Consider the following 12174-nt stretch of genomic DNA (forward strand, 5'->3'; position numbering starts at 1 on the left):
TCATGTGGTAGAATTTCGTACACAAGGTCTGGTGAGGCGTCACCTTATTCTCTATAAGGCGCAAGGAAGTCTCCGGTCGCCATATGACCATTACGTAAACGTCAAACAGCTCGCCGGTGGCGAGGACCTTGCCCCGAACGGATGCCGGCGCTGCCGCGCTCCGGCCCCGGCAAGGCGCCCCCGGCATTGAAAGGGGCCCGCGCATGCCGTCGCTCGACAGCTTCAAGTCCAGGAGAGAACTTCAGGTCGGTTCGAAGACCTACGTCTACTACGACCTGAAGGCAGCCGAGGAGAACGGCCTCGCCGGCGTCTCGCGTCTGCCGGTATCGCTGAAGGTGATTCTCGAAAACCTGCTGCGCTTCGAGGATGGCCGCTCGGTGACGCAGGTCGACATCAAGGCCATGGCCGCCTGGCTCGACAACAAGGGCAAGCTCGACAAGGAGATCGCCTATCGCCCCGCCCGCGTCCTGATGCAGGACTTCACGGGCGTACCGGCCGTGGTCGATCTCGCCGCCATGCGCGACGCCATGGTCGCGCTCGGTGGCGATCCCGGCAAGATCAACCCGCTCGTCCCCGTCGATCTGGTCATCGACCATTCCGTGGTGGTCGACTATTTCGGCAGCGCCTCGTCGCTGACCCAGAACGTCGTCCGCGAATACGAACAGAACATCGAGCGCTACAACTTCCTGAAGTGGGGGCAGAACGCCTTCCATAACTTCCGAGTCGTGCCGCCCGGCACCGGCATCTGCCATCAGGTCAACCTCGAGTACCTCGCCCAGACGGTGTGGACCCTCGACGAGGACGGCGTCACCTACGCCTATCCCGACACCTGCGTCGGCACCGACAGCCATACCACCATGGTCAACGGCCTCTCGGTGCTCGGTTGGGGCGTCGGCGGCATCGAGGCCGAGGCGGCCATGCTTGGCCAGCCGGTGTCCATGCTGATTCCCGAAGTCATTGGCTTCAAGCTGATCGGCAAGGTGGCCGAGGGCGTCACCGCCACCGACGTCGTGCTGACCGTGACCCAGATGCTGCGCAAGAAGGGCGTGGTCGGCAAGTTCGTCGAGTATTTCGGCCCCGGTCTCGACAGCCTGACTCTGGCCGACCGTGCCACCATCGCCAACATGGGACCGGAATACGGCGCCACCTGCGGCTTCTTCCCGATCGACGCCGAGACCATCCGCTACCTCAAGTTCTCCGGCCGTGCCGACGACCGCGTCGCCCTGGTCGACGCCTATGCCCGCGCCCAGGGCATCTACCGCACCGCCGACACGCCCGACCCCGAGTTCACCGATATCCTCGAACTCGATCTCTCCACCGTCGTTCCCTCGCTGGCCGGTCCCAAGCGCCCCGAAGGTCGGGTGTCGCTCAGCGCCGCCAAGGCCGGTTTCGCCGCTGCCATGGAAACCGAGTACAAGAAGCTTACCGACATCGGTACACGCTATCCCGTCGAGGGCGGCAACTTCGATCTCGGCCATGGCGACGTGGTGATCGCCGCCATCACCTCCTGCACCAACACCTCCAACCCGAGCGTGCTGGTGGGCGCCGGCCTGCTCGCCCGCAAGGCTCGCGAGAAGGGTCTCAACGTCAAGCCCTGGGTGAAGACCTCGCTGGCGCCCGGCTCCCAGGTGGTCGCCGAGTATCTCAGCCAGTCCGGCTTGCAAAAGGATCTCGACGCGCTGGGCTTCAACCTCGTCGGCTTCGGCTGCACAACCTGTATCGGCAACTCCGGTCCGCTGCCGGAGCCGATCTCCAAGTCGATCAACGACAACGGCATCGTCGCCGCTGCCGTGCTCTCCGGCAACCGCAACTTCGAGGGCCGCGTCAGCCCCGACGTGCAGGCCAACTATCTCGCCTCGCCGCCGTTGGTCGTCGCCTACGCGCTGGCCGGCAGCGTGCAGAAGGACCTGTCGACCGAGCCGCTGGGCTTCGGTTCCGATGGCGAGCCGGTCTATCTCCGGGACGTCTGGCCGTCGAACAAAGAGGTGAACGAGACCATCTCCACCTTCATCACCGCCGGCATGTTCAAGGAGAAATACGCCGACGTCTTCAAGGGCGACGAGCGGTGGCGCGCCGTCGAGGCGGGGATCGGCCAGACCTACGGCTGGAACATCGGCTCGACCTACGTGCAGAACCCGCCCTACTTCGCCGGCATGACCATGACGCCGCCGCCGGTCACCGACATCGTCGGTGCCCGCATCCTCGGCCTGTTCGGCGACAAGATCACCACCGACCACATCTCCCCGGCCGGTTCGATCAAGGTCGCGAGCCCGGCCGGCCAGTATCTCACCGGCCATCAGGTGCGCCCGGCCGACTTCAACCAGTACGGAACGCGACGCGGCAACCATGAAGTGATGATGCGCGGCACCTTCGCCAACATCCGCATCAAGAACAACATGGTGAAGGACGATGCCGGTAACGTGGTCGAGGGTGGCTGGACGATCCATCATCCCTCGGGCGACCGGATGTACATCTACGACGCCGCCATGCGTTACAAGGACGAGGGCGTGCCGCTGGTCGTCTTCGCCGGCGTCGAATACGGCAACGGTTCGTCGCGCGACTGGGCGGCCAAGGGTACCAATCTCCTGGGCGTCAAGGCGGTGATCGCCGAGAGCTTCGAGCGTATCCATCGCTCGAATCTGGTCGGCATGGGCATCGTTCCGCTGACCTTCGAGGAAGGGACGAACTGGCAGAGCCTCGGCCTCGTCGGCAACGAGACGGTGACCATCGAAGGCATCGCCAGCGTCAAGCCGCGCCAGACTCTGACGGCGAAGATCGTCCGGGCCGACGGCGCGGAAATCGACGTGCCGCTGCTCTGCCGCATCGATACGCTTGATGAGCTGGACTACTACCGCAACGGCGGCATCCTGCAATACGTGCTGCGACAGCTCGCCGCCTGACGAGGAAAGTGCGGCCGGCTTCGCCAGGCAGACCGCACTTATCGCAAGCCAACAGAAAAGGCCCGTCTTTCAAGATGGGCCTTTTTCCATTCCGATACTGTGCCGTTTGCCTAAGCCCGCTTCACGCCCTGCAGGAAGCGGTCGACGGTAGAGCGCAGGCCACCCGCCTCGCCGGACAGCGCCTTGGCCGACGTCAGCACCGCTTCGGCCGCCTTGCGCGTCTCCACCGACGCATGGGCGACGCCGCCGGTGTTGATCGAAACCTTCTGGCTTGCCACCGAGGCCTGCTGGATGTTGCTGGCAATGGCCGCTGTGGCGCGTGACTGCTGTTCCACCGCCGCGGCGATGGCGCCGGCGATCTCGTTGATCTCGCCGATGCGCGTGGCGATACCACCGATTGCCCCCACGGCCTGCGTGGTCGCGGCCTGGACGGCGCCGATCTGTGCGCCGATCTCGTCGGTGGCACGCGTCGTCTGGTTGGCGAGCGCCTTCACTTCCTGAGCGACGACCGCGAAACCGCGCCCGGCTTCGCCGGCCCTCGCCGCCTCGATTGTGGCGTTGAGGGCGAGAAGGTTGGTCTGGCTGGCGATGCCGTTGATGAGGCTGATCACCTCGCCGATCTTGGCCGAGCTTTCGGCAAGCCCCTTGACGATGTCGTTGGTGTGGCGCGCCTCCTCGTTGGCGGCGCTGGAGATGCTGCTCGACTGATGGACCTGGCGGCCGATCTCGGCGATCGACGCGGACAGCTCTCCCGCCGATTCCGCGACGATGCCGACGGCGGCCGACACCTGCTCGGACGCAGCGGTCAGTTCGGTAAGCTGGCGGTTGGTCAGGTCGGCCGAGCCGGACATCGCCTGGGACGACGATTCGAGCTGGTCGGCAACATGCCCCACCGTGCCCAGCGCCGAGGAGACGTTGCGATCGAACTCGGAGGTGAGCTCTTGAAGAACCGAGGCCTTGGCGCTTCGCGCTTCCTCCTCCCGCCGCGCCTCCCGCTCGCGCAGGGCGTCCGAGAGATCGGCGAGATTGGTGAGAACCACCGGCCGCCCCTCGACCTTTGACAGGATCAGGGTGACGAGAACGGGAAAGTCGCTGCCATCGGCTCGCCGATGCATCCACTCGAAGCGCTTGTGACCCGTGGCCATGGCCTCCCGGATCATCGCCTCGGACTTGGTGCCTGATGGCTGACCATCGGGCTGGGTGGGAGGCGAAAGCGCCGCCGGCGTACTGGCGGTCAAGGCGGCTTTCGAAGACGAGCCGAACATTTTCACCGCTGCGGCATTGCACTCGATGAACTTGCCGTCGGCGATGACCAGAACGGCATCGGGTGTACTATCGAAGAAATTGATCTTGATCTTCTCGGAGGAAGACTTGCGTCCGAACAGCGACATGCTCGCCTCGCCTTGAAATCACGGCTCCCACAGACGGGAATTGTCGCAAGGTCTACAACCAAGCGGTAAAAGATTGATTGTTTTGCGGAGACCCATGCATCTATTCCGAGTAAGGAATAACACGCACACACCGGAGATCGGCTCGCCGAGGCGGAAACATGATCCTTCGCCAGCCAAATGCGCGGGGGGAGCGGGCACCAAGGCGCCCACCCCGATTCGTCTTGACCAGCCCTGCCCTTTCAGCCATAAAGCCCAGCATTCGAGAGAGGAATGGTCCATGTCGTTCGCGAGTGGTTCCCGTCAGGCTGTCTTCGCGCTGGGTTTCGCCCCGGCCGGACGTGCCATGACGAAAACGGCGACGACGAAAACGACCACGACGTGATCGACGCTTCCTCGCCCCGTACCGTCCTCCTCGGGGTCAGAGGAGGCGGTTGGTGGCCTCCTCGAACGTCTCCCTGACAGACTGAAGAGCGACCGGCCGCCAAGCAAGGCGGGGGACGACTGTTACGGCGCAACGCCACACTTTCAGAAGGTCAGTCCAACATGGGTTACAAGGTCGCTGTGGTCGGTGCCACCGGAAACGTGGGCCGCGAAATGCTTTCGATCCTCTCCGAGCGCGGCTTCCCCGCCGATGAGGTGATTGCCGTCGCCTCGCGCCGGAGCCAGGGCACCGAGGTATCGTTCGGCGACAAGACGCTGAAGGTGCAGGCGCTGGAGCACGTCGACTTCTCTGACATCGACATCTGCGTCATGTCGGCCGGCGGCTCGATCTCCAAGGAGTGGTCGCCGAAGATCGGTGCGCAGAAGTGCGTCGTGATCGATAACTCCTCGGCCTGGCGTTATGACGAGGATGTGCCGCTGGTCGTTCCCGAGGTGAACGCCGATGCCGTCGCCGGCTTCACCAAGAAATACATCATCGCCAATCCCAACTGCTCCACCGCCCAGCTCGTCGTGGCGCTGAAGCCGCTGCACGACAAGGCCCACATCAAGCGCGTGGTCGTGTCGACCTACCAGTCGGTGTCCGGCGCCGGCAAGGACGCGATGGACGAACTGTTCACCCAGACCCGCGCCATCTTCGTCTCCGACCCGGTCGAAGCCAAGAAGTTCCCCAAGCGCATCGCCTTCAACCTCATTCCGCACATCGACGTCTTCATGGAAGACGGCTTCACCAAGGAAGAGTGGAAGATGACGGCGGAGACCAAGAAGATCCTCGATCCGAAGATCAAGCTGACCGCCACCTGCGTGCGCGTTCCGGTGTTCGTCTCCCATTCGGAAGTGGTCAACATCGAGTTCGACAACCCGATCACCGCCGACGAGGCCCGCTCGATCCTGCGCGAGGCGCCCGGCTGCCTCGTCATCGACAAGCACGAGCCCGGCGGCTACATCACCCCGTATGAGGCGGCCGGCGAAGACGCCACCTACATCTCCCGCATCCGCGAGGACATCACGGTGGAGAACGGCCTGACCATGTGGGTGGTTTCCGACAACCTCCGCAAGGGTGCCGCGCTCAACGCCGTCCAGATCGCCGAAGTGCTGATCAACCGCGGCCTCTTGAAGCCCAAGAAGGCCGCCTGAGCAAACCGCATGCTTTCGGCCGCCGCGACCCGTTCGCGGCGGCTTTTTTGTTGCGATCAGCTTCGCGAGAGCTCGCCGGGCGCCGAAGTCTCGCCGTCACCGAGCGCTCTCTGCATCAGGACCTGGTCGAGCCAGCGGTCGAACTTGTAGCCGAGGGCTGGCGCGACGCCGACCAGCGTGAAGCCCAAGGCGGCGTGCAGCTTGCGCGAGCCGACATTGCCGCTGTCGCCGATCACCGCCACCATCTGCCGGAAACCGCGCCGGGCACAATCATCGATCAGGGCCTGAAGAAGGCGCTTGCCGATACCCTGCCCTTGCCGGGCCGGATCGATATAGATCGAGTTCTCGACCGTGTAACGGTAGGCAAGACGCGGCCGATAGGCGCTGACATAGGCATAGCCGGCAAGACCGCCGCCCATCTCGGCGATCAGGTAGGGATAGCCACCGCCGGTGATGGTCTCGAAGCGCTTCAGCATCTCCGCCTCGGTCGGCGGTTCGAGTTCCCATGAAGCGGTGCCGGTTCGAACGGCGTCCTGATAGATGGCGGCAATCGCCGGGATGTCACTGGCGCGGGCGGGACGAATGGTCAGCATGGGTCGGATCCGGAGGGATAGTGGCGCGGCAGTGCGCCCGCGCCCTAGATCGCATGCCCATCGCCCGGCCTCAAACGAAAACAGCGCCGGGGATGAACCCGGCGCCGCGTTTCCGATGGGACGTCCTGTTGTCGTCAGCGACGGTCGCCGATCAGGCGAAGCAGCATGATGAACAGGTTGATGAAGTCCATGTAGAGGTTGAGGGCGCCCATGATGGCCTTGCGGCCGCTGGTCGTCCTATCGTCGCCCTCGAAGTACATTTCCTTGATGGTCTGCGTGTCGTAAGCGGTCAGGCCGGCGAAGATGCCGACGCCGAGCACCGAGATGGCGAACTCCATCGCGGACGACTGCATGAAGATGTTGACCAGCGAGGCGATGATCAGGCCGAACAGCCCCATGATCAGGAACGAGCCCATGGCGCTGAGATTGCGCTTGGTCGTGTAACCATAGAGGCTGAGGGCGGCGAAGGCGGCCGCGGAGATGAAGAACACCTGCGTGATCGACTGCTGGGTGTAGACCAGGAAGATCGAGGACAGCGACAGGCCCATCAGCGCCGCGAAGGCCCAGAACAGGCCCTGCGCCACCGGCATCGACAGCTTCTGGATGCCGAAGGAGAAGACGAGCACCAGGCCGATCGGGGCCAGCATCACCAGCCACTGCAACGGGCTCGTGTACAGCGCCGCGCCGAAGGAGGTGAGGGTGATCGGATCCCAGCTCGCCACGGAGGCATTGGCGGCAAGCGCCGCAACGCCGCCGGTCACGGCGAGGCCGATGGCCATATAGTTGTAGACCGACAGCATGTAGCTGCGGAGACCCTGATCGATCTCCGCGGAATAGGCCCGGGAACCGTAGCCCGAGGGGATGTTGCGTTCAGGGAATGCCATTGGGGCGTCGATCCTTCTCTGGAAATGCGGATTCGCGGGGGAAGCGAGCCTCCCCTGCTCGAAAAGACAATATGGGCGTACCCCGATGAAAGCTCAAGGGCACGCACGGCGAGTCCGTCAAACATGACGAAGATTTAAAGATTCCGCAGAACGGGCGCCGCCTTGGCCGAAAGTGCCCTGAATGTTCCCAGAAGACCGAGGCCTATGGTCAGGAAAAGCGCCACGGCCACGGCACCGATGGCAACCCATGGATCGAGGTCGACCGGCACGTCCATGATGCCGCGAAGAACGCCCCAGGCAGCCACCGTGCCGGCAACCAAGGCGAAGACGGCGGTGAGGAAGCCGAGCGCCGCGTATTCCAGCGCGAAGGCGAGAAGGACGCGCGCGCGCGTCGCGCCGAAGGTCTTGAGCAACACGGCGTCGTAGACGCGCTGGCGGTGACCGGAGGCGAGCGCCCCGGCCAGGACCAGCACCGAGGCGGCGAGCGCGATGGAGGCGGCGGCACGGATGGCCAGCGTCAGCGAACCGACCAGATCGTTGACCGTGGCGAGCACGTCCTTGACGCGAACCATGGTGGCCGTCGGGAAGGCGGCGACCACCGCCCGGATCAACCGCCCCTCGTTGCCACGGTCGATGGCCGCGTCGCCGCTCGGCGGCAGAGCCGCCGTCGATAGCACCGAGTACGGTGCGCCGGCGAAAGTGTTGGGCGAGAACACCATCACGAAGTTGATGGAAAGCGACTGCCATTCGACCTTGCGCGTGCTGGCCACCTTGGCGGTGATCTCGCGGCCGAGCACGTTGACGGTCACAGTGTCGCCAATCGACAGACCGAACTCGCGCGCCAACGTGTCCTCGAAGGAGACAAGCGGCTCGCCCTTGTAATCGCGAGGCCACCAGGCGCCGGACGCGAGCGTCGAGTTGGCCGGCGGCTCGGCCGACAATGTGATGCCGCGATCTCCGGACAGCGCCCAGCGCGCGCTTTCGGGCGCATCGATCTTGTCGACCGGCGTTCCCTTCAGCGCGGTGATGCGTCCGCGCAGCATCGGCACAGTCTCGAGCGTGGTGCCCGGCACCGTGGTCTCGATCAGGCGCGAGAAGGCGTCGAGATCGTTCGAACGGATGTCGAGCGCGAAGAAGGTGGGCGCCTTCTCCGGCAACGTGGACGTGAGCTGCCGCCTGAGCCCGGTGTCGATCAAGGCGAGCGTCACCATCAGCGTCAGCCCGAGGCCGAGTGACAGCACCACCGACAGCGTCAGGCCGCCGCGCCTGTGGATGTTGCGCAGCGCCAGTCGGAACTCCGCCGAACCTACCGCCGGCAACCGGCCGGCAAGGCGACGGATCAGGCCGGCCACGCCGGTGAGCACGATGAAGATCGCCGCCATCGACAGGACGAAGATCACCGCCACGAAGCGATCGGCCGCAGAGACGATGGCAAGCGCGGCGAGAAGCAGGACTGCGACCGTGGTCGCCAGAACATAGACGCGGCGCGGCAGCCGCCGCTCCGGCGCCACCTTTTCGCGAAACAGCGCGCTGACCGGCACGTCGTGCGCCCGGCCGAGCGACCAGATGGCGAAGGCGAAGGCGGTTAGAAAACCATAGGCGGCGGCAAGCAGCAGCTCGCCGGGATAGACGCCAATCTCGATCGGCAGTTCCAGCGCCGCGGCGATCAGCCCACCGGCGAAGAAGGGGGGCACGAGCCCCAGGGCCAGCCCCAGCACCACGCCGATGCCGGCGATGACGCCGATCTCGATCAGGTAGATGGCGACCACGAAGCCGCCCGGCGCACCCACAGCCTTCAGCGTGGCGATGGTATCGCGCTTGCGCTCGATGAACGCCTTCACCGCATTGGTGACGCCGACGCCACCGACGATCAGCGCGGTCAGCCCGACCAGCGTCAGGAACTGCGAGAAGCGGTCGACGTTGCGCTCAAGACCAGGCGCCGCGTCGAGCCGGGAGGAAACGGTCCGGCCGCTGTCGGACTGGGCCGCCTTGATCTCGGCCGCGACAGCGGCGACGGCATCGTCCGTCGTCCCATCGGGCAGTGCGAGGCGAACGGTGTTGGCAACGAGGCTGCCCGGCTGGACGATGTCGGTCGCCACGAGCGCCTCCCGGCTCATCATCACGCGTGGCCCATAGGCGACACCGGTGCCAACCTGATCCGGTTCCTTTTCGATCAGCCCCCGCACCTCGGCGGTCGCGCGACCGATGGCGATGCGGTCGCCGACCTTCACGTCGAGACGGTCGGCAAGGATCGGCTCGATGACGACGCCAATCGATCCGTCCGCCGCTGGCGCCAGGGCGTCGGCAAGCCGGCCGCCGCCCTCAAGGCGGAATTCTCCCGCGAGCGGATAGGCGCCGTCGACCGCCTTGATGCGGGCAAGCGCTTGCGCCTCACCGTCGATCCGCCGCGCCATCGAGTTGACCAGCGTCACCGTCGACAGCCGCCCGCGAGCACCAAGCGTCGAGACGACCGCCTCGGGCGGAACCTCGCCGCCAAAGCGGACGGCGATGTCGCCACCGAGAATTTCCCGCCCCTGCAGGGAGATGCCTTCGATGATCGCCCGGCTGGTCGAGCCGACGGCCGCGATGGCGGCGACACCGAGCGCGATGGCCGCGATGAAGATACGAAAGCCCGACAGACCGCCGCGCGCTTCACGGGTGGCGAGGCGAACGGCAACCCTCCAGCCCGGCGAGCGGCCGCTCACGGCGTCACCCCCGCCCTGATGTCCTCGACGATTTCGCCCGAGCGCATGACGATGCGACGGTCGCAGGCGTCGGCGAGCGCACGATCGTGCGTGACCAGCACCAGCGTCGCGCCTCGTCGGGCTCGTGCCTCGAACATCAAGCGAATGATGTCGCGGCCGGTATCGGCGTCGAGATTGCCGGTCGGTTCGTCGGCGATCAGGATCGACGGCTCGGGTGCCAGAGCCCGGGCGATGGCCACGCGCTGCTGCTCGCCGCCGGACAGTTCCGCCGGGTGATGGTCGAGCCTGTGTCCGAGGCCGACCGCTTCGAGTTCGACCCGCGCCCGCTCGAAGGCGTCGCGCCGGCCGCTCAGTTCCAGCGGCACCGCCACGTTCTCCAGCGCCGTCATGGTCGGCATCAGATGGAAAGACTGGAAGACGATGCCAACGGAACGCCCCCGGAACCGGGCGAGAGCGTCCTCGTTCATGCGATCGAGCCGCTCGTTGCCCACCGATACGGTGCCGCCATCCACGCGTTCGAGACCGGCAAGAACCATCAGCAGCGTCGACTTGCCCGAACCGGATGGGCCGACGATGCCGACGCTGGTGCCTGCGTCGACGGAAAACGACAGACCCTTCAGGATGTGAACGCGGGCAGCACCGCTGCCAAGACTGAGATCGACCTGGGAGAGAGCAATGGCAGGATCTGGCAAGGGCGAGCTTTCGGTTCCGGCGGTTCAGACAGTCGTGAAATCGGCAGGGCTTGCCGAAGAAAGCCCGAGCCTGTCATATGGTCGGCCCAGAAACCATTGCAAGCCGGGTCAAAAGGCCGTGAGACATCGCATATTCGTGTTCGTTCTCGCCCTCTTCGCCGGTCTTGCCGGCGCGGAGGCCAAACCCATGCGTATCGTCGCGCTCGGCGACAGTCTGACCGCCGGCTATGGCGTTCTCGCCCAGGACGCGTTCCCCGACCGGCTGGAAGCGGCGCTCGTCAAGCGCGGCCATGACGTCGAGATCGTCAACGCCGGCGTCTCCGGAGATACGGTGGCCGATGGCCTTGCCCGTCTTGACTGGGCGCTGGCCGACGGCGCCGACGGCATCATCGTCGAACTCGGCGCCAACGACATGTTGCGCGGCCAGGATCCGGCGCTCGTCCGCGAAAGCCTCGACGAACTGCTGTCCCGCCTCGCCGAAACCGGAGCCCCGGTGCTTCTCGCCGGCATGCGGGCGGCGCCCAACCTCGGCGCGGATTACGGCGCCCGGTACGATCCGATCTTTCCCGACCTCGCCAAGAAGCACGACACCCTGCTCTATCCCTTCTTCCTCGACGGGGTCGCCGGTGACGCCAGCCTCAATCAGGCCGACCACATGCACCCGAACGCCGCGGGCGTCGAAATCATCGTCGAGCGCATCCTGCCGTCCGTCGAAGCGTTGATCGAACGGATCAAAAGCAAAAGCTAGCGTAGCGGAATCGAGGACTGGGACCGGATCGGCAAGGCTCGGTCCCGTCCTGCGGTTTCTCGTATCGCTGGAGAAGCACTAGCCACGGAGGTCGCGCAAAGGCATCCTGGCAAGACCGCGGTTGGGGAGAACCATCGTGAGCAGCCTCGATCATTTCCGCCTGATGGCGCCTTACAATGCCTGGATGAACACCAAGGTCTACTCCGCCGCCGAGCGGCTGACGGCGAGCGAACTGTCCCGCGACCGCGGCGCCTTCTTCGGCTCCATCCTGGGCACGCTCAACCACCTCGTTGCCGCCGATCTCATCTGGTTCGGCCGGCTGGCCGCCCATCCTCCCTTTTCCGGGCGCATCGATCTGACCGGCCTGCCGCGTCCGACCAGTGTCAGCTTCGTCGTATCGGACGATCTTTCCCATCTTCGGCCGACCCGCGAGCGGATCGACCGCATGATCGTCGGGTTCGTGGACGGGCTGACGGATGCCGATCTCGCCGGGGCATTCGCCTACAGCCGGACGGATGGAACGCAACGGCGCAAGCTGCTGTCGTCGGTGCTGTCGCACATCTTCAATCACCAAACCCACCATCGCGGCCAGGTCACCACGCTGCTTACCCAGGCCGGCGTCGACGTCGGCGTTACCGACCTCCTGGCTCTCCTGCCCGACATAGACTGATCCCGGAAAAGGCAAT

General features: G+C 65.3%; 9 protein-coding genes. 4 read left to right on the top strand and 5 right to left on the bottom strand.

Annotated features, from left to right (window positions below; all coding sequences use genetic code 11):
• Positions 1 to 203 precede the first annotated feature (203 nt).
• Complete coding sequence (gene acnA, locus QQZ18_RS17190) at positions 204 to 2900, top strand: aconitate hydratase AcnA (RefSeq protein WP_284542179.1); 2697 nt, start codon at positions 204 to 206, stop codon at positions 2898 to 2900.
• A gap of 110 nt (positions 2901 to 3010) precedes the next feature.
• Here the strand turns inward: acnA and QQZ18_RS17195 are convergent, their stop codons facing one another.
• Positions 3011 to 4291 (bottom strand): methyl-accepting chemotaxis protein, encoded by a 1281-nt coding sequence (locus QQZ18_RS17195; RefSeq protein WP_284542180.1) that lies wholly within the window; start codon positions 4289 to 4291, stop codon positions 3011 to 3013.
• Positions 4292 to 4834: 543 nt separating this feature from the next.
• On the opposite strand from QQZ18_RS17195, the gene QQZ18_RS17200 reads away from it, so the two are divergent.
• Positions 4835 to 5866, top strand: a complete 1032-nt coding sequence (locus tag QQZ18_RS17200; RefSeq protein ID WP_284542181.1) for an aspartate-semialdehyde dehydrogenase — start codon at positions 4835 to 4837, stop codon at positions 5864 to 5866.
• A gap of 56 nt (positions 5867 to 5922) precedes the next feature.
• Here QQZ18_RS17200 and QQZ18_RS17205 read toward each other — a convergent pair whose 3' ends face one another.
• From QQZ18_RS17205 to QQZ18_RS17220, 4 genes are all read right to left on the bottom strand, one after another.
• Positions 5923 to 6459 (bottom strand): GNAT family N-acetyltransferase, encoded by a 537-nt coding sequence (locus QQZ18_RS17205; RefSeq protein WP_284542182.1) that lies wholly within the window; start codon positions 6457 to 6459, stop codon positions 5923 to 5925.
• Positions 6460 to 6593: 134 nt separating this feature from the next.
• Complete coding sequence (locus QQZ18_RS17210) at positions 6594 to 7343, bottom strand: Bax inhibitor-1/YccA family protein (RefSeq protein ID WP_284542183.1); 750 nt, start codon at positions 7341 to 7343, stop codon at positions 6594 to 6596.
• Positions 7344 to 7477: 134 nt separating this feature from the next.
• Positions 7478 to 10048, bottom strand: a complete 2571-nt coding sequence (locus QQZ18_RS17215) for an ABC transporter permease (RefSeq protein WP_284542184.1) — start codon at positions 10046 to 10048, stop codon at positions 7478 to 7480.
• The gene (locus QQZ18_RS17220; protein ID WP_284542185.1) at positions 10045 to 10740 is read right to left on the bottom strand and encodes an ABC transporter ATP-binding protein; all 696 of its coding nucleotides are present in this window, start codon (positions 10738 to 10740) and stop codon (positions 10045 to 10047) included. Before QQZ18_RS17220 ends, QQZ18_RS17215 begins: the two co-directional genes overlap by 4 nt.
• Positions 10741 to 10858: 118 nt before the next feature.
• Between QQZ18_RS17220 and QQZ18_RS17225 the strand changes: the two genes are divergently transcribed.
• Complete coding sequence (locus QQZ18_RS17225; RefSeq protein ID WP_446728670.1) at positions 10859 to 11488, top strand: arylesterase; 630 nt, start codon at positions 10859 to 10861, stop codon at positions 11486 to 11488.
• Between the two features lie 136 nt (positions 11489 to 11624).
• Positions 11625 to 12158 (top strand): DinB family protein, encoded by a 534-nt coding sequence (locus QQZ18_RS17230; RefSeq protein ID WP_284542186.1) that lies wholly within the window; start codon positions 11625 to 11627, stop codon positions 12156 to 12158.
• Positions 12159 to 12174 lie beyond the last annotated feature (16 nt).

This window comes from Pleomorphomonas sp. T1.2MG-36, from assembly GCF_950100655.1.
In the GTDB taxonomy this organism is placed as follows: Bacteria; Pseudomonadota; Alphaproteobacteria; order Rhizobiales; family Pleomorphomonadaceae; genus Pleomorphomonas.